General features: G+C 60.6%; 18 protein-coding genes. 17 read left to right on the top strand and 1 reads right to left on the bottom strand.

Features of this window, described 5'->3' with window-relative positions:
* From P409_RS00335 to P409_RS00290, 11 genes are all read left to right on the top strand, one after another.
* Positions 1-5763: a phage tail tape measure protein gene (locus P409_RS00335; protein WP_034830482.1), complete on the top strand. Its 5763-nt coding sequence runs from the start codon at positions 1-3 to the stop codon at positions 5761-5763.
* 42 nt (positions 5764-5805) lie between these two features.
* A complete protein-coding gene (locus tag P409_RS00330) occupies positions 5806-6192 on the top strand; it encodes a hypothetical protein (protein ID WP_034830478.1) in 387 nt (128 codons plus the stop codon).
* On the top strand, positions 6189-6662 hold the full coding sequence (locus P409_RS00325; protein WP_034830473.1) for a phage minor tail protein L: 474 nt from the start codon (positions 6189-6191) through the stop codon (positions 6660-6662). Before P409_RS00330 ends, P409_RS00325 begins: the two co-directional genes overlap by 4 nt.
* Complete coding sequence (locus P409_RS36765; RefSeq protein WP_081991057.1) at positions 6659-7138, top strand: NlpC/P60 family protein; 480 nt, start codon at positions 6659-6661, stop codon at positions 7136-7138. The genes P409_RS00325 and P409_RS36765 overlap by 4 nt, the downstream gene beginning before the upstream one ends.
* The gene (locus P409_RS37610) at positions 7113-7472 is read left to right on the top strand and encodes an MPN domain-containing protein (protein WP_152613159.1); all 360 of its coding nucleotides are present in this window, start codon (positions 7113-7115) and stop codon (positions 7470-7472) included. Before P409_RS36765 ends, P409_RS37610 begins: the two co-directional genes overlap by 26 nt.
* Positions 7408-8034: a tail assembly protein gene (locus P409_RS35880; RefSeq protein ID WP_161790308.1), complete on the top strand. Its 627-nt coding sequence runs from the start codon at positions 7408-7410 to the stop codon at positions 8032-8034. Before P409_RS37610 ends, P409_RS35880 begins: the two co-directional genes overlap by 65 nt.
* A gap of 101 nt (positions 8035-8135) precedes the next feature.
* Positions 8136-11816, top strand: a complete 3681-nt coding sequence (gene gpJ / locus P409_RS00310) for a TipJ family phage tail tip protein (protein WP_034830464.1) — start codon at positions 8136-8138, stop codon at positions 11814-11816.
* Positions 11813-12211, top strand: coding sequence for a hypothetical protein (locus tag P409_RS00305; protein WP_034830460.1), 399 nt, complete (start codon positions 11813-11815; stop codon positions 12209-12211). The genes gpJ and P409_RS00305 overlap by 4 nt, the downstream gene beginning before the upstream one ends.
* A complete protein-coding gene (locus P409_RS35875) occupies positions 12192-12599 on the top strand; it encodes a hypothetical protein (RefSeq protein WP_052119851.1) in 408 nt (135 codons plus the stop codon). The genes P409_RS00305 and P409_RS35875 overlap by 20 nt, the downstream gene beginning before the upstream one ends.
* A gap of 68 nt (positions 12600-12667) precedes the next feature.
* A complete protein-coding gene (locus tag P409_RS00295; protein ID WP_152613157.1) occupies positions 12668-17344 on the top strand; it encodes a hypothetical protein in 4677 nt (1558 codons plus the stop codon).
* Positions 17341-18153 carry a hypothetical protein gene (locus tag P409_RS00290; protein ID WP_034830456.1) on the top strand — a complete coding sequence of 271 codons (813 nt, stop codon included), beginning with the start codon at positions 17341-17343 and terminating at the stop codon, positions 18151-18153. The genes P409_RS00295 and P409_RS00290 overlap by 4 nt, the downstream gene beginning before the upstream one ends.
* 37 nt (positions 18154-18190) lie before the next feature.
* On the opposite strand, the gene P409_RS00285 is transcribed toward P409_RS00290, so the two are convergent.
* Positions 18191-18703: a DUF2312 domain-containing protein gene (locus tag P409_RS00285; RefSeq protein WP_152613156.1), complete on the bottom strand. Its 513-nt coding sequence runs from the start codon at positions 18701-18703 to the stop codon at positions 18191-18193.
* Between the two features lie 196 nt (positions 18704-18899).
* Between P409_RS00285 and P409_RS00280 the strand changes: the two genes are divergently transcribed.
* From P409_RS00280 to P409_RS00255, 6 genes are all read left to right on the top strand, one after another.
* Positions 18900-19166, top strand: coding sequence for a hypothetical protein (locus P409_RS00280; protein ID WP_152613155.1), 267 nt, complete (start codon positions 18900-18902; stop codon positions 19164-19166).
* Positions 19167-19363: 197 nt separating this feature from the next.
* Complete coding sequence (locus P409_RS00275; protein WP_034830450.1) at positions 19364-19663, top strand: hypothetical protein; 300 nt, start codon at positions 19364-19366, stop codon at positions 19661-19663.
* 7 nt (positions 19664-19670) lie between these two features.
* Complete coding sequence (locus P409_RS00270; protein WP_052119850.1) at positions 19671-20387, top strand: lysozyme; 717 nt, start codon at positions 19671-19673, stop codon at positions 20385-20387.
* Positions 20380-20631: a hypothetical protein gene (locus P409_RS00265; RefSeq protein WP_034830449.1), complete on the top strand. Its 252-nt coding sequence runs from the start codon at positions 20380-20382 to the stop codon at positions 20629-20631. Before P409_RS00270 ends, P409_RS00265 begins: the two co-directional genes overlap by 8 nt.
* Positions 20632-20777: 146 nt before the next feature.
* The gene (locus tag P409_RS00260; protein ID WP_034830446.1) at positions 20778-21929 is read left to right on the top strand and encodes a metallophosphoesterase; all 1152 of its coding nucleotides are present in this window, start codon (positions 20778-20780) and stop codon (positions 21927-21929) included.
* Positions 21926-22357 (top strand): hypothetical protein, encoded by a 432-nt coding sequence (locus P409_RS00255; protein ID WP_034830444.1) that lies wholly within the window; start codon positions 21926-21928, stop codon positions 22355-22357. The genes P409_RS00260 and P409_RS00255 overlap by 4 nt, the downstream gene beginning before the upstream one ends.
* Positions 22358-22359 lie beyond the last annotated feature (2 nt).

Genomic DNA, 22359 nt, shown 5'->3' with positions numbered 1-22359 from the left:
ATGGCCGACGATACCGTCTACAACATTGACGTCACCACCGGGAACTCGACAGCTCAGGTCGATAAGCTCGCGAAATCGTTCGAGCTTCTGGCGGCGAAGATCGAGGACGTCACTCAGGCCTTCACCGGCCAGATGCGTCGGTCCACCAACGCGGACGGGATCACCAGCCAGAACCCTCGGTTCAACCAAATCCTGAAGGAGCGGGTGGAGCTTCTCCGCGAACTGTCCGTCGTCACGCGGACTTTGAGCAGCGGAAGCCCGAACGCCACGGTGAACCGGGCCCGGCTGCAGGGGCAGGGCATCGACCAGGCCTTCACCGGTACCGGCCTCGCTGCCCGCGAGATCGAACAAGTCCAGAAGCAGATCCGGGACTTCCAGAAGGCGAGTGCCTCTGCCGAAGCGGTGACCGCTGCCCGTCGCAAAACCGACTTGAAGGCGGTCACCGACGCCAGCCAGGCCGAGCTCGCTATCCAGGCCCAGATCCTGAAGATCATCAGGCAGAAGGGTGACATCGAGACCAAGGGAGCGACGAAGTCGCGCCAGGCCACCCTGGACCGGTATCAGGACGAACTCCGCCAACTGGTCAACCTCCAGACCCAGTTCCGGAAGCAGGACGACACCGCACGTCGAAACCTGCTGTCTTCCCGCGGCAACGTCTCCGCGGCGAATAGCCAGGTGGGCCTGCAACGTTCAGCACTGACCGGTGACATCTCGGCGTTCCGCTCGCAGATCTCCCAGATGAACCTCCTGGACGAGGCCACTCGGAAGTCAGCGCAGGACCAGATCTCCCAGTTCAAGCAGGTCGCCGAGGCCGCCGGCCTCTACTATGGCCGCACCGAAGCGACGATCCGGAACGTCGAGAACTACCTCAACAACCAGTCTCGCCGGCAGATGCGCGGCACGGGGCCGAGCTCCTTCGACAAGCGTCAGGACTGGTTCGGTCAGGCGATCTCGGCCGCGCCTGACGACAGCCAGAAGCTCGATCTGCAGATCCGTCAGGTCCGCGATCGCCTGAAGAACGAGCAGATGACCACCGCAGAAATGCGGGAACAGCTCCGGGTCCTTAACCAGCTCACCGATCAGCGCCAGAAGCTCAATCTCAGGGACGTGCGGGATCCAGCCAAGATCACCGAGCGGAACCAGACGGCCAGCGCCTACCGAAACGACATGGTGTTCGGAAGCGGTGCTTCGGACTTCTTCCGGTTCCAGGGCGGTCTGATGCTCAACTACGCCATCCTGAGCAAGGCTCAGCAGGGTGTGTCGGCGCTCTCTGGTTCGGTCGTGAGCCTTGATGAGGCAATGCACGACCTGGCTGCGATCACCGGCTCGAACGACGAGCAGATGGGGCTGCTGGGTGCCGTTATTCTCGACGTCTCGACGAAGACCAAGTTCCTCTCCACTGAGACGGCTGAGGGGGCGAAGATCCTCGCCCAGGCGGGTCAGTCCGTTGAGGAGATCAAGGAGTCCCTCGGCGGTGTGGCGCTGTTCGCCTCTGCAACCGGGACGGCGTTCAAGGATTCCGCCGATCTGATGACGTCGACCCTGTCCGTCTTCAACATGCGGGCAAGTGAGAGCCTCAACCTCGCCAACCTGTTCACCGCGGCCCTCAACCAGACGAAGCTCAACTCGGAGCAGCTCAGCCTGGCAATCCAATATGTCGCCAACACGGCGGCTCAGGCCAACATCCCGATCGAGGAGCTCGTCGCCGACGTCGGTTCGCTGGCGAATGCCGGCATTCGGTCGGGCTCGACCATTGGTACCGGTCTTCGAGCCCTGTTCATCGATCTGATGAACCCGACCCAGAAGCTCCAGGCGGAGATGAAGAAGCTCGGCCTGACCTTCGCCGACATTGACATCCAGACCCGTGGCCTCAACCCTGTCATTCAGACGCTGACCGAGAAGGGCTTCGGCGTGTCGGAGGCATTCCGGTCCATGGAAACCCGGGCCGCGGCTGCCTTCGTGGCCCTCCAGGGCCAGAAGGACATCTACAACGATCTTCTCGCCAGCATCGTGGGAACCAACGCCGCTGTCGACGCGAACCAGAAGCAGATGGAGGCCCTATCCAATACCGCCCGGAACACGGCATCCGTTTTCACGGCGTTGGCGTCCGAGGCTTTCGCGCCCGTCGTGTCGATCCTTCAGAAGGCACTGGCCGGTTTCAACGAGTTGGCGGGATCTCTCACCGGGCTCGGGCCTGTGCTCGGTTACATTGGGGTGGCCGCTGCTGGTTTGACGACCGCGCTTGGCGTCACGCTCCTTGCCCGTCTGCTGGGTGTCGGAGCCGCCGTCGCCGGCGTGGGCGCATACTTCACGAACGCCCTCGCCGCGCTCGGAGCGTTCCGCGCGGGCATCACCACCTTGGGCACCACGATGGCGGCTGTCATCGGCCCGACCGGATGGATCGCGCTTGCCGTCATCGGTGTGATGGGCCTGGTGACGTGGCTAGGCAGCATGAAGTCGGCGGGTGAAGAGGCCGCGGAAGCGGTCGACCATATTCAAGCCTCCCTGGCGTCGGCGAAGGCCAAGTACGACGACAATCAGAAAGCGCTCCAGAACGTCAACGAAGAGCTCGAGCGGATGTCCCGCCAGGAGAAAACCCTCCGCGGTGACAAGGACGCTCTCGGCAACATGGTCTCCCGGCTGAACGACCGGTTCGGAGACCTGGGGCTTTCCATCGACGGAACGGCGGACACCTTCGACAAGGTGCAGGAGCGTCTTGAGAATTTCCGCAAGGAGATCCAGGGGCAGACCATTCTCGCAATTCGCGAGCTCCAGGTCGAACTCGACAAACTCAATCGCGCCCAGCAAAGGCAGCTCCAGGTCGACAATCCCCTGTTGCAGGGGCTGCGCCAAGGCTTCTCGCCTCGAGGATTTCTCGGCTTTGGTAGCAATCCGTTCACGGGCCTCGATAAGGAGCAGCAGTACCTCTACAGCACCGGCGGGCGAGACGCTGTGATCACTCGTCAGATCGAGGGATTGGCCGGGATCGGGTTGCCTGCCTCTGTTGTCCAGGCATTGCGTGACTCCCAACGGTTCCGGGAAGGCCTGGGCAGCGGTGATCTGCAGGCCATGCGGAACACGACGCTGCAGGCGCGTTCCTCACTGGTCGACATGCTCAACAACCCGGAAGGGTTGCAGAAGATGGCCGACGATCTCGGCATGTCTGTAGAGGATCTCACGGGTGCGTTCGAAAACCTTCTCGCGTCCATGAAGGCACAGAGCGACAAGATTGCCGAGAACCTCAAGACGCAGAAGGCCCAGGAGGATCAGAAGGCCAATGAGCGCATCGAGCGGATGTCGCAAAACCCCTACAACCCAGCATTCTGGCTCGGTCGGACGGCTGTTGGTTTGAACTCGGCGTTCCGCGGTGTTCAGTCGGCAGCACCGATGGATTCGATCGATAAGAACCGGTACCTGCAACAGAACGGCAACCTTCTCAGCCTGGGCATGCAGGGTGTCTCCGGCCTGGCCGGCATGCTCGGGCCTGAGTTCAAGGAGGCTGTGAACCGGGCTGCCAACGGCGCTCTCGTCGAGATGGAGACCAACATTTCGAAGGCGATGGAGGAGAGTGCCGTCGCCTCCTTGGAGGAGTGGAAGACCTTCCTGCCCGAGGCTCTCAAGGCCGCCGAGGGCATGGTCAAGATGTCCCAAGGTGGAGTGCAGAAGGCGCTCGGAACTGGCGGGTTCCAGGAGGCCCTCAGCGCCTACCGCGACAGCCTGCAGATCACCCTAGGCACCATGACCAAGGAGTTCGTCGCCAAGGAGCTGGGCAACGATCCGACCAACGTTGGGTTCGACCTTGGCAAGTTTGCTCCGACGGATGTTGGGCCTCTGTCCGATCAGCAGGCCAAGCAGCTCGCGGTGTTCCTGTCCGGCCAGGCCACCGACTTCATGGTGCAGTCGGCCGCGGCGATCGCCGAGCAGCTGAAGGACAAGGCCGGCGACGCCACCAGCCCGGAGGAGATCCTGGAGCTCAACAAGCAGGCATCGAAGGCGGTCAACGATCTCCTGCTTCCGCTCGTCGAGGCGCTGAAGACGCTGCGCGATGGCGCGACCGACCCATCGATCAAGCAGCAGATCGACAGCCAGCTGGTGGGTTTGATGGCAGCTCGGGACTCCATGGTTCAGGGCTACACGACCACGACGACCGAGGCACTGCAGACCTTCAACGACAGGGTCAACGAGGCCGGCCAGAAGGTCTTCCAGGATATGACCCAAGCCGCCTCTGGTCTGCCAACGCAGGTCATGTCCAAGGCCGAGCGCGAGAAGTGGGCCTCGACCTTCCAGGGGATTCTTGATGCGAAGAAGAACGCGCTGCTCCGGGAGTACCTGGCCGCGCTGATGACCCTGCCGGGTATGGTGGAGCAGAAAGGCTTCATCAAGATGCTGACTCCCGAGGGGGAGAAGGCGTTCGACTTCATGAACTCCATGCTCACAGCTCAGAACAACGACGACCTGAAGAGCTTCCTCAATCCAAAAACCAAAAAATACGGCGGAGGTGGGGGGCGAGACCGCACGAACGAGAAATTGCTCAAGCCTTGGGAGCAGTGGAACGACCGCCAGGCCGAGATCGACCGGGAATACGATCGGTCGACGCGTGACATCCAGAACCCTAGTCGGATCCTCGACATTGCCCTCGGCGCCAACGACTTCATGAAGAGCTACAGCTCTGTTGAGCGGAAGGCGCTCGAGATGCTGAAGAGCCAGCAGGAGGCGGCCGAGCTGCCGAAGGTTCTCCAGGCCGAGCAGGCTCGACGCGACCGACTGCAGGAGCTTCTCACGGACTTCAACAAGGTCAACGACGATCGGCTCGTTGAGTTGAAGAAGGTCTATGATGACCCGAAGTTCGACAACGCCAAAAGGAACAGTGCTCTCAGCGAATACAACAAGATCCTGTCAGAACGTCGGGATATCCAGGACAAGCTGACCGAAAGCACCAACACGCTGGCCGACGCTCAGGAGAAGTACAACGTCTCGGTGGGTCAGGGCACTGGTTCGAACATGACTCTCGGCCAGCAGCTGTCAGCGGCAGTTCAGCAGATGGCTGAAGAGGCCGGGATGTTGACCAGCCTCACGGACCAGATCGGGAACGAAATTCCAGGCACCTTGGACAACGTGCGAGGGTCCTTCTCGACCTTTCTGAGTGACATCTCGGCGAACACCAAGTCGGTTGGCGCGGCCTTCCGCGACATGGCCTCCTCGATCATCCAGAGCCTGTTGAAAATCGCCTCCGAGAAGGCCGCCACGGGGATTCTGGGATCGCTGCTGGGCTTGTTGGGTGGTGGAGCCGATGGGATCACCAACTTGGGTAAAGGGGTATCGGCCATGGATTTCTACACTGACCCCGCCGGCGGTGGTGGAGGCGGTTTCGGAGGCTTCCTATCCAGCATTGGCAGTTGGCTCGGCTTCAATGGTGGCGGCATGATCCGGGCCGCCATGGGCAAGCACATCAAGACCCGTGACGCTGTGCCCGTGTGGGCCCGAGATGGTGAGTTCATCCTTCGCAATTCGGCGGTCTCGGCCATCGGCGCCGACAATCTGAAGGCCATCAACGCCATGGGCAACAGCCGGATTTCTCAATCCGCCCCGCCGGTGTTCCAGCCCGCGAACCAGAACGGGGGCAAGGTCAACGTCTATGTGGTAGCGCCGGACCAGAAGCCGTCCCTCGGTCCCAATGACATCATCGCCACGATCAATGATGACATTCTCAAAGGTGGGTCGACCAAGAAACTGATCAAGCAAATCAATATGGGGACTATTTAAAAAAGCCTACGATCCGATCCGCTCGTGAGGTAAAAAGACTGGATGGAGACTTTCAACTTTCCCCGCCACAAATTTAGAACTCAGTATCCTGAGTCTAGTTTCCGTGTTCAGTTCGGGAACTCCTACACGTTCGTTTCAAAACCCTCCGCTCCAGATCAGAGGCTCTTCATACTCACATTCCAGCTTGTGAAATACTACGTTAACGGTGCTGGGCAGGCGGATGCCTCGATAGTAGGGGAAGCCACGAATGCCGCGGCCCTCGACGGCTTCTACGCACGGCATAGGCTCTACGAGAAGTTCATCTACCCTCACCCAGTTTACGGCAACGTCGTTGTTCGGTTCCAAAAGCCGTTGGAGATCCCCGATGGGATCGAAGGGGGAGACGGCGCGATCGAGAACCTCGAGGTCCAACTGTTGGAGCATCCATGACCGACCATCGCGTTGATGCTCAGAAACTTACCGCGGACGGCATCGTCTACCTCTTCAAGATCGAGCTGGCCTCAGGTGGCACGATCTATCTGAAGGCGGACAACACGGTGACCTGGCAGGGGAACGTGTATGAGGGGACCGCCATCAAGATGGACGGCGTGTCCAACAGCGTCGACGATGGCAACTCTCGACCCAAGCTGCAGTTCGCCAACCCCGATGGCGCCTTCTCCCCCTTCATCAGCCAGGGGTCGCTCGATCGAGCGAAGGTCACCCGCACGCGGGTGCTCTACGACGACTTGGTCAACAACCGGAACGTCTCCAGTTCTCAGAGCTGGTACGTCAGTCGGACCATCGCCTTGAACCGTCAATACGCCTCGTTGGAGCTGCGATTGACAATGGACGGTCCATTCTTCGTGGTCCCCGCTCGTATATTCGCTCCCCCGGACTTCCCGAGCGTGAGCATCCGATGATCCCTGATTATCTACACCTCACCGGAAAGCAGTGGATCGGGGGATCGGATGACTGCTATGGCATCATCCAGCACTACTACGATGATAGCTTCGGCATCAAGCTCACCAACTATGCTCGTCCGGATTACTGGTGGAACAAAGGCCTCGACCTCTATCGAGACAATTTTCGGGCTGAGGGCTTCTCTGTCGTCGATATCGAGCTTCATGAGATGTGGATCGGCGACTTGATCCTAGTGTGTGTCGGATCGGAAGTTCCGTGCCACGCCGGTGTCTACGTCGATCAAGGCAAGATCCTGCACCACTACCGTCACCGCCTGAGTGAGGTGGTTCCTCCTCGGGGGATCTGGCGAACCGCTCGGTCCTGCATCATCCGCCATAAGGATGTTCCCGAACTTCGAGAGGAGGGTAAGCCTCTCGACCTGATGTCGCTCATGCCGAAGAGGTTTCGTGATGCTGCTGCAACTGCATCGTCCTGACGGCCCGGAGAGGGTCGGTTTCATCCTCAACGGCGACAAGGTCGTCGAGGTGGAGAATATCGCCGACAAGCCGAATGATGCGTTTCAGGTGAGGGGTGAAGATCTCGTCAGGTACGAGGATGATATAGTCGGGACGTGGCACACGCATCCATTCGGGACGTCCCAGTTGTCTACGGAAGATTACATTGCTTTTCTGAACTACCCAATGATAGAACACTGGGTGATTGGCCGCGACGGCGCACGTTGTTACAAGGTACAGGGCCGCGCAATTGTCGAATGCGAAGACCGTTATACTCCACGGGTACCTGAGGGATCTTCATCCCGGCCCGATTAAGATCGTCGGGGACACGGTCGCTGAGATCGTCCACGCCTTCACCACTCAGATCAAGGCGTTCCGCCCGGTGCCGGGTCAGGACAGGCACACCATCTCGGTTGTCGGGTTCGACACGGTCGGGAGCCTTTATGAGAAAACGGACCAGGAGGAGATCCACATCGTTCCCGCGTTCGTGGGAGGCGGCGGCAATGGTGGCTTCTTCAAGATCATCATCGGTGCCGTGCTGATCGCCGCGGCCTTTGTCGTCGCTGGCCCCGCTGGCGTACTGGCTGCTGGATCTCTGTCGGCAGGGCTGTTCTGGGCCGGCGTGACGTTCGCCCTGGGCGGCCTGCTCGAAGTCATCAGTCCGGCACCGACCATCGATGTCAATTCCGCCAAAGATCCTGAGGCGTCCAAGTATCTTGGCTCGCCCCAGAACACGACGAAGATCGGCACGCGAATTCCGCTTCTCCTCGGTCGCCACCTGGCCTTCGGTCACATCTTGAGCATGGACATCGACGCCGTCGACGTGGCCGTCGGCGACAAGGATGGTGATGACCTTCCACCGGATTGGCCGTTCTAATGGGACACATGGATTTCAAGGGGGCCGGCGGTGGCCTCGGTGGTGGAGGAGGGGGGAGTTCTCCCAAGCGGACACCGGACAACCTCCGTTCCAAGGACACGATGGAGATCCTGCTCGGCCTGTGCGAAGGGCCGATCAAAGGGCTGACGAGAGGTGACAAGGACTTCCGCATCGGCGAGACCTCTCTCCAGTCCGAGGCGGGCGACTATAATTTTCAGAAGTACACACTAGACATTCTGCCGGGCGAGCATGCTCCACCGCCCGTAAAGCTGGTTCTCGGTGGCTCGTCGCAACCTACGACGGTCAACGTCAACCTGATGAAGGATGTACCGGTCACGCGAGAGACCTCGACCGGTCAAATTGATGCGATCGAAGTTCGACTGCGTATCGACCAGCTATATCATCAGAACGATGATGGTGTCTTCGAGCAGGATATCGAGTTCAAGATTGAGTTCAAGCCACTCTCGGCTGCCACCTGGGCAAACTTCTACGATGACGCCGAAATCAACATCACCGGCAAGACGACCCAAGCCTATGTGAAGGAGTTCCGGCGCACCGTCCCGCGCATCAACGAGCCCTACCTGATCAGGGTTACCAAGGTCGATCCGGAGAGCACCTCCGAGCGCGTCAGAGAAATGGTCTGGGAGAGCTTCCAGGAGGTGGACGCAATCCCCCGGACCTATCCGGACACCGCCCTGGTTCATTTCGTTGCCGAAGCATCGGACCAGTTCTCCAGCCTGCCCACCTTCTCTGGTGTGTACGACGGCCTGATCGTGCAGGTGCCGAGCAATTATGACCCGATCGCCCGCACCTACTCGGGGATCTGGGACGGCACGTTCAAGATGGCGTGGACCAACAACGGTCCTTGGATTCTGTACGCCGTCCTGACCAACGACCGCTGGGGTTGGAGCTCCTACCAACCAGTCACGGTCGACAAGTACGTGTTTTACGAGGCGGCCCAGTGGTGTGACGGTCGAATCGGGCCGAACCAGAGGCCTCGATACACCTTCAACGCCTACATCCAGGATCCGATGAACGGGCGCGAATTCGCCCGCTATATCGCCGGATCGTTCAACGGCGCCGTGGTCGAGGATGACAACAACGTCGTCCACCTGCTCGTTGATAAGGAAGAGGCGGCTGTCGCCATCTTCACGCAAGAGTCGATCGACGGGGATTTCCAATACAGCTACACGGATGTCACTTCCCGCATCAATGATCTCACCGTCGTCTACCTGAACCCGGAACTCAACTGGGCTCAAGACCGGCGCCGAATCTTCGATCAAGCCGACATTGATCTCAACGGGAGGGTGCCGCTCGACTTCGTCGCAGTGGGCTGCACCAACACGGAAGAGGCGATCGGACGAGCCTATTACAAGATGCTCACGTCTCTTACTGAGACGGAGATGGTGACGTTCACGACCAACCGCCGCGGCCTGTTCGTTAACCCGTGGGAGATCATCCTCATTGCCGACCCCAACATGGGCTACGGCATCAGTGGGCGTATTAAGACGCTCTCCCCGAGCGGCACCGTCATCGGGCTGCGCGACCCCGTCTTCCTTGAAGCGGGGGTCACCTATGCTATCCGGGTCCAGTATCATGACCGGGTCGAGACCCGGACCATCACAACGCCACCGGGGTCAACCACGACCCTCAGTGTCGCCGGTGGTCTGCCGACGGCAGACTACGTCGAGGACGCCGTATTCACGCTGGAGAGCGACCACGATGGCCTGCCCAAGGCCTATCGCGTCATCAAGCGTGAGGAGCTCGACGGCAATCCGGACCAGATCCAGATCTTCGCCACGGAGGTCAACCGGTCGAAGTGGGCGCTTGCCGATAACCCGCCAGTCGTTGGAGGAGACGTCGACATCATCGATCTGCCGGTGAGCGTCGTCTCCCCGCCGATTAACCCCCGCGTAACCTATTCGAAGCGCTACGACCACCTCGGTGGTCACATGGTCTTGACCGTCGACTGGGATAGAAGCCCGAGCAAGTTCGTCACCAAGTACCTGGTCGACTATACCCGCAACGGCTCGGAGCGGCAGTTGCTGACCGAGACGACCACCACGATCGCCGAGCTGGTCGACGCTCCTCTCGGCGATTATGTCTTCTACATCAGGGCCCGGACCGTCTCCAACATCACGTCGGAGCCAGCGGTCGCGACCTTCAAGCTCGGCAACACCACGCGCCAGGTCGACCCGGTGACCAACGTCCGGGTTCTGAACGGCGTCACCAACACCGAGTTCGACGTCGCCGAGCCGTTCTTCACCTGGGACGTCCCGAAGCCCGATCCGGCGTTCCACCACTTCGAGGTGGTGATCCGCGACATCGACAACGAGATCGTCATCAGCACGCACACGACGACCTCTCGGGAGTGGCAATACACAAGCTCGATGTCGGACGAGGACGGGAAGAAGCGCTCGTTCATCGTCGGCGTCACCGTCTGTGATCCGTGGGGGAACCGCTCGATCGAAGTTCAGACCACCGCGTCGAATCCCCCGCCACACATCCCCTTCCAACTGAAAGTCGAGCAGACGTTCGAAGGGTTTCGGATCAACTACGACAGGCCGTCGATCCGGGACTTCGGCGGAACGAAGGTGTGGGCGTCCACCGAAGAGAACTTCACGATCAGCGACGAGACACTGGTCTACCAAGGACCGAACACGGCCTACGAACATCATCGGCCGGAGTTCTGGTACATCCGCGTAGCCTCGTTCGACACCTACAACCCGAACGACTTCTTGGTCTCGCCCCAGATGACCGTTCGGTCTTATCTCGAGGGCTTCGAACCAATCCCGAGCTTGCTGGACAAGATCGGTTTCGGTGAGGAGCGCAACGAGTGGCTGGCCAATGCGCTGGCGAATGCCCAGTTCGCTCTCTACAAGGAGACCGGCAACGCCCGTGCGGCGATCATCGAAGAGCGGAACATCCGGGTCACCGAGGATGAGGCTCTAGCTCAATCCATCGACACGATCGCGGTTCAGGTCGGCGACAACGCAGCTGCCATTCAGAACGAGGCGACCGCTCGAGCAACTGCTGACAGCGCCATGGCCACCCAGATCAGTACCATGGACGTTCGGGTCGGCGATGCGGAGACCAAGATCCAGACCCAGCAGACGATCATCGACGGTGTAAGCGGCCAGTATGTCGTCAAGATCGACAACAATGGGGTGATGTCGGGATTCCAACTCGTCAGCGACTATACAGGCGGGACGGTGGAGTCCTCGTTCATTGTCAGCGCCAACAACTTCCTGATTTGGGACGGGTCCCTCGGACGAGCTCCGTTCACGATCGAGAGTGGCGACATCAAGATGGACGCCGACGTCTGGATCAAGAACCTGTCGGTGGACACTCTGAAAATCAAGGACGGAGCGATCTCGAGCATAACTGCGGCCCAGCCGGCCGACGTTGTAGATATTCCAGCCAAAGACGAGGGTATTTCCGGATACAATGAGAATGATCCGAGCACTTGGAGATGGACTAACATCGGTTCGATTTCTGTAACGGCGTTCGCTGCTGGAAGGACGATGTTCAACGTCTCGTTCTTGGGAAAAACGGCTGGCGACAACCAGGGTCACTACCGGTTGTTGAGAGACGGCAGTTTGCTAAAGGTGTTCACATACATCCAGTACCTGGATAAGTGGTTGACTCAGTCCATGAGTATTATCGACACGGGTGCTCCCGCCGGCGCTCACACCTATACCCTGCAGGCCTGCTCGGATGCGGCGGGAGATAAAGTCGATATGAGCAATATCATCCTCTCATTGATCGAGCTGAAGCGATGATCGACTACGCCGTTTACGATAGCGCGACTGGACGGATCCTTATCGTCGGCCAGTGTCGGGAGGAGGACGTGCCTCTGCAAGCTGGTGGCTACCCGGGCGGGATCTCCGTCGCTGTGTCCTCCAGGCTGTCATACCGAGACCACTACATGGTGGAGGGACAGATCGCCAACCGCCCGGTTCTGCCGATCTTTGACAAGATGGAGATCGCTGCGGACGGTGTCGACGAGGCAACGCTGGTTGGTCTTCCGGACCCTTGCAGGGTCATCGTTGACGACGTCGAGCACGTCGTCGAGGGCGGGTCTCTGTCGATCGCCAGCCCCATGCCGGCGACCTATGTGGTCGAGATCAAGCAGTGGCCCTATAAGGATGCCCGATATGAGATTGTCGCTCACTAAGGACTTGGTGCCGTTGAAGGAGGCGGCGATCGCGAAGATCGACGCGGAGGCCGAAATCGCGCGCTCGAGGTATCTCACCGATGGTGTGGGTCAGACGCTTGTCTATCAGTTGAAAATCGAGGAGGCGACTGCCGTCGTGCGAGCTGACCAAGCGGATATTTCCAGGGGAGCTTTCCCTGTGCTCTTCGCTGAGGTCGGTATCACCGTGCCGGAGACAGGGGTGGAGGCGGATGACATCTACGCTGTCGCTCAAGTCGTGCTGAATGTTCGAGCCCAATGGCAGACCGCTGTCGCCGGAATTGAGGGGCTCCGCCTGAGTGCAAAAAGAAATATCACCGAAGCATCCACTCCACGGGAAATCGAAGTGGCCTGCAACATCGCATGGTGATCAATTAACCCTGGAATGTATGAGCGACGATTTGTATAAATCCAGTTATCTCTGCTGGAGACTAATGCATGGCGTCCGGATGGTATAGTGAGGGAACCGTTTCAGTCGCGGCTGGATCCCAAGTCATCGCGGGAACTGGTACGGTCTGGCAGAAAAACATTCGCGTTGGAGACATTTTTACCGCTACTGGAAGTCCAGAGCTTTACCAGATTGTCGAAGTCGGTTCTGATACAAGCTTGAAAATCGATCCTGCTTGGGGTGGAGCGTCAGGATCGAACCTCGCCTATTCCATCATCATGTTTGCCGGTGCAGCAGCGTCGGCCGAGGTGGTTCGAGCGACTTCAGATCTGCTTGTAGAGGTGCAGAACCGCATCTCCGATCCGCTAACGCTCCAGCAGCAGATCGAGCAAACGTCGGACTTGGTGGAGGACGCTCAAGAGGTATTGGCGGGGGCTCAAGCAGCAGCCGCGAACGGCAGTTGGAGCATCGGCTACGACACCTTTGCGCTTATGTCTGCCGATCTGAAGCCGGCTGACAAGGTGATCGCGCGGGTCGGTCCTCTGGAGCCCGACGTTAACAAGCGCGGCCTCTATCGCAAGAACGGCGCCGGTGCATCCACAGGCAATCCGAATGGTACCGGCACTTGGGTCTACTGGGGGCCTGACGCCACAGGCGAGCTGTCGGACGAAATTGCCGCCCACGACAGCCGCCTGGTAGCCCTGGAGCAGGACTCGCTGACGATCGATTTTGCCGATCCGACGCAGTTCACGGTGTTCAATACACCGATCACGAACCCGACGACCCGATATTCCTGGAGCGTCGTCGATGGCAAGTTGGTTATCAGCCAGACCTACAATGCCAGCGCTTTCCTTACCGGATATCTGACTGGGCAAAAGAGCCCGGCGAACCGAACATTCAAGGTCAAGTTTAAAACTGACGGACTCAACAGCACCGACAGCTTCGGCATTTGCTGGAATCCTACCAGCGCCTCTACCCCCGACTCCACGACCTTCGTCGCCATTCTCTGGCAGCAGAACGGACTTGTTGTTGCCCGCAAGCTCGATGCCACTACCTTGATCGACACATACACGGCACCGGGGTCTAGCACCGGCGTCGTGATTGGGCCGACCGTGCCGCGGACGGCACTGCAGGCGAGTGTCGAGCACGAGATGTCGGTCGCCCTCGACGCCGACCAGACCACCGGCCTGTTCACCCTGACCCAGAACGGTGTGCAGGTCTCGAGCTTCACCGTGTCAGGCTTGCCGATCGGGTTCATGGGCGCCGTCGGCCGGGCCGGCGGGTTCACCCCGACCCCGCGCGTGATGACGCACTCGCCGTCGTCTTTCGAGAAGGTCAACCCGTGGGCCAAACGGGTCTACATCAATCCGGCGGTCGGTCAGGACGGCGTCGGAACCGAGAGCAGCCCATTCAAGACGCTGCGCGCGGCCATCGCGCATGTCACCGAGACCAGTGAAGAGCTGGATATCGCGCTCAAGGGTGGCATCTACAGCGGCACGATCGACATCCCCTCCAACGCTTTCCGCAAGATCCGCATCGTCGGCGACCGCAACTTCAAGAGCATCATCAGGCCCGGGACGATGCTCGCCGGCGGCTGGACGAAGACCGCCGGTCTCAACAACGTCTGGGAGCGGCCCAACGTCTTCGCGGGCATCACGAATTCGCTCGTGGCCAACGGCTCGATCCACGACTACAGCCAGCCCGACGGCTTCTGGGGCTTCTGCACCTATACGCGCCTGAGTCCGACCACGGGGAGCGCGGCCGCACTCGACGCGCTCCCGGCGACGACCGGCGCCTATTGGAACGGAGGCGCGACCGGCTTGATGTACATCAAGCCGCGAAACAACGCCGATCCGAACGGGCTGCAGCTCTTCAGGTCCGAATACTATGCCGGTCTCAACCTGGCGCCGCCTCCGCGGAATCTCATCGGTGCGACCGAGATCGAAATCGCTGGTCTGCGGATCTGGCACGGCTACGCTCATGGCATCCGGGCTGGCCGTGTCTATGGTAATATCGAGGACTGCGAGATCTGGGGGCCCGGGACCCTGAACTGCATCGCTCCCGACATGATGTCCGGCACGATCGCAAGCGTTCGGGGTGTGCGTCCGTGGAACGATGGTATCAACCACACCCTCTCAGCCGACTTCGCGCCGCCCACCTCCAATGGCACCGGCGATTGGCCTGAGACCCGAGCCCGCCTTCGGGTGATCGACGTCGAAATGACTGATGCCATCATCGGCGACGGCATGAGCCCACACGCTTGGCAGGACGTCGAGGTGATCGGCAGCCGGTTTCACCGCAACGGCAAGTGCGGCTTCGTCCCGGTCGGTCCAGCGATGATCATCGACTCCGACCTGTTCGACAATCACATCGGCATCCAGGCGCTGCCGGACGTCAACATCGTCGACCCGAGCACGTCCTGGAACCAGGTACTCAATGTCCGCAACTGCAATCTGAAGCGGAACAACATCCACTTCCTGAACACCACCACCGACAACTGCCGGTCCCTGATCGACATCGTCGGCGGCATGGCCATTGATGCCCATATCGCCCTCTTCCAGCTCCGCAACGACAGCAATGTCGGCGGGACGGACGACAACGCCTGCCAGATCAAGGCCTACAACCTGACACAGAAGGGGAACGCCAACTACGTCCAGTACCTCCCCGGCATCAACGGTTACGGCAAGCTCGGCTACCTTACCGATGAGAGCGCCTCGAGCACCGCGATCCAGGCCCAGCTAGACGACATCAACGGCAAGATGCTGCCGGTAGCCAATGCTGTGCAGATCGAGGATGCAGCGCGGATCGCCGGCATCGACTTCCTGGCCCGCTTCGCCACGCCCGGCGATGCTACCAAGAGTGGCCGCGTCCTTGGCGGCTTCGGCGCAGACATGCTTTGGCACGTGTTCAAGGGTATGGACATCGCCGGCGACGGGGGCGGCAGCTTCGAGAAGAGCACCGATCCGAACGAGGCGCTCGCCATCCTCTCGAAAAATGGTCGCATCCTCTACCGCAAGACGAAGGACGGCAGCGGTGACGTCGGCCTCGGGGGTGGGTCCACATCACTGACCTCGAACCCGCTCGGAGCGGACATCCTGCACCTGATCGTCTATGGGCAAAGCCTGGGTGAGGGATCCGAAGCCCTCCCAGTGGTCAGCACCAGTGAGACCGGTCATAGCGGCAAGCGGTTCGTTCGGGGTGTGCGGACCTGGAAGCTCGACACCTATGCGCACAATCCAACCGGCCGGCCAGCGTCAGACTTCAATGTCATCCCCCTGACTGAGGTTCAGGACGGCGCCACAGGCGAAACCAGCGCAACAGGCATGGTGGCGATGTTGAAGGAGCTGCTCTGCGGTCCCAATAGCCCGATCCGCCGCGACGGTGCCCCCGAGATTATCGTCACTTTTGCTGGGCGTGGGGGGTGTTACCTTGATGAGTTGTCGAAGACGCCCATTCAGCCCGACACCCGAGATGGTGGTGGTGACTATTTCGGGACGATGGTTGACGACGTCCGTCGGGTAAAGGTTTACGCCGACAGCAAGCAGAAGACTTGCGCGGTGCTAGGCGTCGTGTGGTGGCAGGGAGAGGCCAACAACTCCCAAAAGCGCACCCGCACCGGACCGGTGTTGTCGTATGTCGATGCGGCAAACTTTTATCGGGATGATCTTATCCAACTCGCCGACGACTGCCACAACGCCTTCGCCGCGATCATGGGGCAGAAGGGACGCATCCCGTTCTGGACGTATTCGACCAACGGTGGCCTGGCGGCGCAGGCACAGCTCATGGCTGCTGACAAGGAGCCGACCAAGATCTTCCCGATTGGCCCGGTCTGGCATGTGCCAAGCGCCGTCAACAGCCGCTACCTGAACGGAAGTGGTGTCGAGGTTCACGGTTCGGACGTCCATCGCACCGCCGACGGCGAGTGCTGGATCGGGAGCAACCACGGTAAGGGCATCTACCGTCACGTGATCGGCCGAGAACAGCATCTGGCGCTGCGTTGCGTCAGCGCCCGCTGGGTGGACGACACGACGATCGATCTCATCTTCAACGTGCCTCGGCCACCGATCCGGCTGGATACCACGTTCTGGCCGGCGCGCGGCGCCGACATGGGCTTCAAGGTCATGTATGGGTCTCTGATCAAGGGAGATCTCCCCGGGGCCGGCGGGACCTACGCGAGTGGTCCGGCGATCAGTAGCGTCACGGTGATCGGGCCGGATCAGCTTCGCCTGAAGCTTGCCGCGGCTCGCAGCCCTGCCAAGCTGGCGACGGTCACATTCGGGACCGACCGTGTCGTCGAAACCCTTGCAACACCGGTGGTGGAGTGGCGAGACGGCGCAACGCTGCCGAACGGCCAGGCATCGAAGGAACTTGTCGTCGCCGGCGCGGTTCCTGCCTCGATCTCGCAGCTCCTGACTGAAGGGGCGTTCTACGTCCAGAACCAGACCAAGGCGACAGCGAAGACCTGGATAGCTCGTTCTGCCGCGTTCTCCGGCGGCCAGACGATCCTTATAGGCGAGGCCCGTGACGCATCGGCTGGTGCTGGCGCATTTTCGATCGGAGACACCGTGAACGTCGCCCGCGTCGACACCTACGGGAATGTCTTCGACAGCGACACGCTGCGCTCACCGCTGGTCTTCCGGGATACAGCCTACGGCGCGCGTCAAGGCCAAGCTTACCCCCTGTGGAATCCCCTTCTTCCATTTGTTGATATTGAGGTTCAGGGATGAGGATCATCACCGCAACGGCAGTCGACGATCCGTCCCTGCCTTTCGACGGCCCGCGTGGCTTCTCCGCAGCGCAGCTCGCCGGCCTCTATTTTATGGACGGCTCGGACACGCTCACGTCGATCCGGAACTATTCTACCGCGGTGGGGGCGCAGTCGACCGGTGTCGCCACGCCGGGGAATGCGGGAGCACACTCGAGCGCCGTGTTGATGACAGGGGGAGGGATTCAGCTTCGCGGCACTAAGTATCTCCCCGGGCCGCAGATCGACTATTCCACGGAATGGACCCTCTTCTCTCACATGGCGGTGGGTCTACCGACGCAGCACGACAGCGTGACGAGCTGGACGTCTCCAATCGTGTCGAGCGACGGGCTGGCGGATGGAAAGGCCTCCATCGTCTATGCGACGCGGACATCCGGTCAGGGCTATCCGAGTTCGGCAGCACCCCTGGCTCCTGCGCTGCGCAGGTTTGAGTCCGGAGCACAGCAGGCCGCGACGGCTATAACAGCGCCGACATCGCTTTGCTACACAACCTACTTCACCATCTTCCAAAGTCTCAAAGCGGGGAACCTGCGGGCGCGGTTTTACGTCGGCGGCTCTAAAATCGCAGACACCACCGTGGCCATCAACGTGACGAACATGGTGAATGGAACCCCGCTGCAGAAGCCCTGCGTCGGCACTCCATATATCGCATACAATGAGGCCAACCTGTTGGTTGAGTGCTATGGCGTCTGGACCAGAGAACTGTCGGACGCCGACTGTGAAACGATGGATCTGGCTTCGGTCACGATCCGGCAGAGCCGAGGACGATAGTGTGAAGGGAGGGTGGTGACCCACCCTCCCTTCAAAATCACTCCGCCGTCGCGGCTTCCCAGTACTTTTCGAATAGGGCGCTGTCGTCCCGGTAGCCCTGGATCGAGTCCGGATCCAGGCGGAATTGGACGCAGCGGTCGATCAGGTAGACCGAGAATCCTTCTCCTTTGGCGGCCTTGTTCAGAGCCTTCTCGTCCTCGGAGATCTCCTTCAGCTCCTCGTCGATATCGAGGACCCGCTTGAGGCTCGCCTCCAGGATATGGTCCTGGCTGGTGTCCCGATCGGAACTGACCTCGCCGGCGTAGACCGGGATGCCGAGCAGGGAGCCAGCGAGGGTGAGCCGCTCAGCCTTCTCGGCCAGCTTGTCATCGTCGCGCTTGGACAGGGCGATCAGCTCCACCGCTGGCAGGCCCGCGTCCTTCATGTTCTTGACCTCGTCCTTGCGCTCGGCCTTCAGCGGGATCTTCCGCTGAGCGAGCTCAACCCGACGGTCGACGTAGCTCTTGATCACCAGGGCGGCGTTGCCACCCACACCCATATCATCTGACATCAATCGGTTCCTCGCAGGAATGGCAGTGGGTCGTCATATAGTCGACAGCATATTCAGTTCAAAGAGCAGTATATATCTACTATTAAATTTGCTAGCAGAAATACCCTTCAATCCCAAATCGCACTCTCATATATCTCGCCGAGGCAAAACGTTCGGAGAGAAGCCATTGTCTGTACTTAATATCAACTTGGAGGAGATGAGCCAGGACCAGCTGGCTCTACTCGTCGTCGTTGCGCCAGAAGCGGTCAAGGCCGAGCTCGCTCGCCGAGAAGCCTACCCCGACCTCGGGACAGGTTTGTCGGACCTAGCCCAGGCCGCACTCAACCTCGAGGGCGTGCTGCTGTCGGTCAAGAAGACCGCGGCCACCAGGGCCGTTCTCGACACCAACATCCTCAAGATCATCCGCCGGCTGCTGACGCGGGCTCGGATCGAGGGTCACGACATCAAGGAGCCCAGTCTATGAGCAGGAAGGTGATGATCAGCTGTTACGGTTCGCCTGACGATCGTGACCGGCTTGCCAAGATCGCTGAGTGGACCAGCCGCAGCCAGAGCGAAGTTCTGAGAGAGTTCATCCGCGAAGAATACAAGAGACTCAGTGAGAGTCAGCCGAAGTAAGCTGCTTCTCTGCTAGGTTCCCAGAGATTTTCTCGGAGCCTAACCATGGAAGATGAGCTGACGCCCCGCACCAGTCTGCTCGTGCAAATCACACGACTCACTGAGCAGCTGTCAGCTCTATCGAGTGACATCCGAGAGCTACGCCACGACTTCCGACAGTACAAAGAAGATTCGAAGGCGGACGTCACCCGGCTTCGGGACGAGATCAGCGAGACCCTGAAGGACTACGTCACCAAGGACGCCTTCGATCCGGTCAAGTTACTCGCCTACGGCGCTGCCAGTGTCCTCCTGACGACCATGCTCGGTGGATTCGCACTGTTGGCGCTCAAGCTCCCAACCCTGTGAGGGTCAAATGACACGGAAAATCAATGCTGAGACCGAGGCTCTGATCAAGAGATACGAGGAGCTCCGTCTCGTAGCCTACGACGACAAGCAGCCGAAAAAGGTGCTCAGCCCCGGTGACAAAATCGTCGGCACCCTGACGATCGGATGGGGTCATACCGGGCCGGATGTCTTCATCGGGCAGAAGATCACCCAGGAGCAGGCTCAGGCGTTCTTCGACAAGGATGTGGCCGAGGTGGCCGACGCGGTCATGGACCACGTCGAGGTGACCCTCAACGACAACCAGTTCGGCGCTCTGGTGAGTTGGGCGTTCAACGTCGGCGAGGGCTGGCTCGAGAAGGCCAGCTTCGTCAAGCAGCTGAACAAGGGCGACTTCAGCGCGCCGATCACTGGGCTGCCGCAGTTTCGGCTGTCGGGCGGCGTGGTCATGAAGGGCCTCGTGGCCCGGCGCGCCGCTGAGGTAGCTCTGTGGGCGAAGAGCTACGGCGGCACGATCATCGGCGAGCCGGTCCCGACGCCTCACCTGGCGAAGACCAAGACGGTGATCGGCGCTGCTCTGGCCGGCACCGGTGGCCTCGGCCAGACCATCATCGAGACGGTCCAGCCGGCTCTGCCGATGGCGGAGGGATTCCCGTGGCTCAAGGTCGGCTTCGCCGTCCTGATCGCCGCCGGCGTCGCCCTGACCATCTACGGTCGCTACCAGACCCGGCAGACCACCGGTGCTTGAGACCGCATTCACCTGGTTGGTGGGCACCGCTGCAGGGCGATGGATCCTCGTCGCCCTGCTGGCGATCGCCGCCGGCATCGTGGCCTACCGTGTCGTCTACGCCAAAGGGCAGGACGAGGAGCGGCTGAAGGCCACCCAGAGGACGATCGAGGTCCTCACAACCAAGGTCACCACCGATGAAGAGATTCGTTCTCTGCCTCGCGCTGATCGGCGTAAGCGCCTGCGCACCTACGCCCGCGACTAAGTCACTGCCCTGTTCGGCAGTGCCGATCATCCGCCCCACCAACCACGACGTCGACGTGATCAGCGACCAGCTCACCAACCAGCTGCTCAGCCACAACACGGTCGTCGAACGATCCTGCTGATCGTCCACATCCCTGCGAGGGACTAATGTCGAAAAAGATCATCAACGGAGTCGTCCAGGACAACTATGTCCGCGACGAGCACGGGTACAATTTCCGACCGGAATGGACGGCCCAGCAATGCGTCGACGAGCTCCGCCGGGTGGCCGAGTTGATCCCCGACCAGTTCGTCACGCGAACGTTCTTCCGGAAGAACTCCATCATCTCCGATGCCACCTGGGATCGGTACTTCGGCACGATGGAGGAGTTCCGGCGCCAGGCTGGGATCCAGCTGCACCGCGGTGCGCACCGCATGGAGCTTCACATCGCCCGACACGCGTCCAAGGACCGCTACCGGGCGATGAACGAGGAGAAGGCTGGATACGAGGATAAATATCTCATGCCGGCGTCGGGCCGCTGGCAGACGGTCCTCGGCTGCAACGACATTCACGACATCGAGTGCGACCCCTTCTGGCTCAGGGTCTTCCTCGACACCGTGGAGAGGGTTCAGCCTGATAAGCTGGTTCTGAACGGGGACGGGTTCGACCTTCCGGAGTTCGGGAAGTACAGCGTCGACCCTCGCACCTGGGACGTCGTCAAGCGCATCCGTTGGATGCACACCAACTTCCTCGGCCCGATCCGCCAGCGCGCTCCCAATACCGAGGTCATCTGGATCGAAGGAAACCACGAGTACCGTCTGCTACGGCACTTGGCCGACCAGAGCCCGCAGATGCAGGTGGTCCTGGCCGAGCTTCACGGCTTCACCGTCCCCAAGCTGCTGGGCTTGGACGAGTTTGGGGTGAACTACATTAGCCGGACGGACCTTGCCGCTGAGCACAAGGGCGACATCAAGGAGGAGCTGAAGCGCAACTTCTGGATCGGGTACGACTGCCTGGCCGCCTGCCACTTCCCCGAGGGCGAGCGCATGGGTCTCCCTGGCTGGAACGGTCACCACCACAGCTATCATGCCAAGACCCACTACAGCCCGGTCTTCGGCACCTACCAGTGGTCGCAGTTCGGCGCCGGCCATCGCCGCTGGGCCGAGTACACCACCGGGGAAAAGTGGACCAACGGCTTCGGCCTCCTGCACGTCGACACCGTCAAGAAGCATGTCCTGACCGAGTATATCGACGTGAGGGACTTCGCTGTCGTGGGTGGTCGCTTCTACGAGCGGTCGGCCGCCGAGGCGGTGTTCGCATGAGCACCACCTACTTCGAGTGCCACGTCACGATGGTCGGCGACCCGGCCCAGCTCCGCCCGATGGTCGAGGAGGTGGGGTGGAAATTCTCCCAGATTGACGGCGACCCTGTTCTGGGGGAGGAGGTGAAGTGCTACGCCACCATGCTCTTCAACGCCCGGAAGGATCAAGAGTGGGTCCTGAACCAGCTGCTGGCCACCGCTGACGCCCTGGAAGGGTATGGGGCAACCGTGCTGCGCCGGAAGGTCGAGCGGGTGCTGTACGACGACCGCAGCTCGGCCGTGAGGTTCCAGTGCAACGGGGCGTGTCCCGAGTGTCACCTGGATGATTATGTCGAGCGGAGACCACCTCCGGAAAACCAGCATGTCATCACCGGTGCCAGGTTGCCATGGGTGGATGAAACCAAGATCGACGGAGTGCGGTTGGGGTGAAG

Source organism: Inquilinus limosus MP06 (assembly GCF_000767795.1).
In the GTDB taxonomy this organism is placed as follows: Bacteria; Pseudomonadota; Alphaproteobacteria; order DSM-16000; family Inquilinaceae; genus Inquilinus; species Inquilinus limosus_E.
This window is presented reverse-complemented; position numbering and strand designations above follow the sequence as displayed.

Coding starts and splice junctions, on each gene's coding strand:
- P409_RS00335 (WP_034830482.1), top strand. CDS start 1: ATGGCCGACGATACCGTCTACAACATTGACGTCACCACCGGGAACTCG.
- P409_RS00330 (WP_034830478.1), top strand. CDS start 5,806: ATGGAGACTTTCAACTTTCCCCGCCACAAATTTAGAACTCAGTATCCT.
- P409_RS00325 (WP_034830473.1), top strand. CDS start 6,189: ATGACCGACCATCGCGTTGATGCTCAGAAACTTACCGCGGACGGCATC.
- P409_RS36765 (WP_081991057.1), top strand. CDS start 6,659: ATGATCCCTGATTATCTACACCTCACCGGAAAGCAGTGGATCGGGGGA.
- P409_RS37610 (WP_152613159.1), top strand. CDS start 7,113: ATGCTGCTGCAACTGCATCGTCCTGACGGCCCGGAGAGGGTCGGTTTC.
- gpJ (WP_034830464.1), top strand. CDS start 8,136: ATGGAGATCCTGCTCGGCCTGTGCGAAGGGCCGATCAAAGGGCTGACG.
- P409_RS00305 (WP_034830460.1), top strand. CDS start 11,813: ATGATCGACTACGCCGTTTACGATAGCGCGACTGGACGGATCCTTATC.
- P409_RS35875 (WP_052119851.1), top strand. CDS start 12,192: ATGAGATTGTCGCTCACTAAGGACTTGGTGCCGTTGAAGGAGGCGGCG.
- P409_RS00295 (WP_152613157.1), top strand. CDS start 12,668: ATGGCGTCCGGATGGTATAGTGAGGGAACCGTTTCAGTCGCGGCTGGA.
- P409_RS00290 (WP_034830456.1), top strand. CDS start 17,341: ATGAGGATCATCACCGCAACGGCAGTCGACGATCCGTCCCTGCCTTTC.
- P409_RS00285 (WP_152613156.1), bottom strand. CDS start 18,703: ATGTCAGATGATATGGGTGTGGGTGGCAACGCCGCCCTGGTGATCAAG.
- P409_RS00280 (WP_152613155.1), top strand. CDS start 18,900: ATGAGCCAGGACCAGCTGGCTCTACTCGTCGTCGTTGCGCCAGAAGCG.
- P409_RS00275 (WP_034830450.1), top strand. CDS start 19,364: ATGGAAGATGAGCTGACGCCCCGCACCAGTCTGCTCGTGCAAATCACA.
- P409_RS00270 (WP_052119850.1), top strand. CDS start 19,671: ATGACACGGAAAATCAATGCTGAGACCGAGGCTCTGATCAAGAGATAC.
- P409_RS00260 (WP_034830446.1), top strand. CDS start 20,778: ATGTCGAAAAAGATCATCAACGGAGTCGTCCAGGACAACTATGTCCGC.
- P409_RS00255 (WP_034830444.1), top strand. CDS start 21,926: ATGAGCACCACCTACTTCGAGTGCCACGTCACGATGGTCGGCGACCCG.